At 57.9% G+C, this 1,078-nt stretch carries 1 rRNA gene; it reads right to left on the reverse strand.

The window, feature by feature from the left end:
* Positions 1-1,078: ribosomal RNA gene (locus ACWDR0_RS34980) — 23S ribosomal RNA — on the reverse strand; the annotation flags it as partial.

Raw genomic sequence — 1,078 nt, forward strand, 5'->3', positions numbered from 1 at the left:
ATGTGCGACGGATTTACCTACCGCACGGGCTACACCCTTACCCCGGGACAACCACCGCCCGGGCTGGACTACCTTCCTGCGTCACCCCATCACTTACCTACTACCACCTCGGTTCAGCGGCTCCACCACTCCCCATCACTCCGAAGAGATCAAGGGCGGCTTCACGGCCTTAGCATCAGAGGATTCGATACTGGGCGCTTCAAAGCGGGTACCGGAATATCAACCGGTTGTCCATCGACTACGCCTGTCGGCCTCGCCTTAGGTCCCGACTTACCCTGGGCAGATCAGCTTGACCCAGGAACCCTTAGTCAATCGGCGCACACGTTTCTCACGTGTGTATCGCTACTCATGCCTGCATTCTCACTCGTGTACCGTCCACCACTGCCTTCCGGCGCGGCTTCACCCGGCACACGACGCTCCCCTACCCAACCCAACGCCCGTTGGGGCTATATGTTGGATTGACACGACTTCGGCGGTACGCTTGAGCCCCGCTACATTGTCGGCGCGGAATCACTTGACCAGTGAGCTATTACGCACTCTTTCAAGGGTGGCTGCTTCTAAGCCAACCTCCTGGTTGTCTCTGCGACTCCACATCCTTTCCCACTTAGCGTACGCTTAGGGGCCTTAGTCGATGCTCTGGGCTGTTTCCCTCTCGACCATGGAGCTTATCCCCCACAGTCTCACTGCCGCGCTCTCACTTACCGGCATTCGGAGTTTGGCTAAGGTCAGTAACCCGGTAGGGCCCATCGCCTATCCAGTGCTCTACCTCCGGCAAGAAACACACGACGCTGCACCTAAATGCATTTCGGGGAGAACCAGCTATCACGGAGTTTGATTGGCCTTTCACCCCTAACCACAGGTCATCCCCCAGGTTTTCAACCCTGGTGGGTTCGGTCCTCCACGACCTCTTACAGCCGCTTCAACCTGCCCATGGCTAGATCACTCCGCTTCGGGTCTTGAGCGCGCTACTGAATCGCCCTGTTCGGACTCGCTTTCGCTACGGCTTCCCCACACGGGTTAACCTCGCAACACACCGCAAACTCGCAGGCTCATTCTTCAAAAGGCACGCAGTCACGAG

Source organism: Streptomyces sp. NPDC003691 (assembly GCF_053981115.1).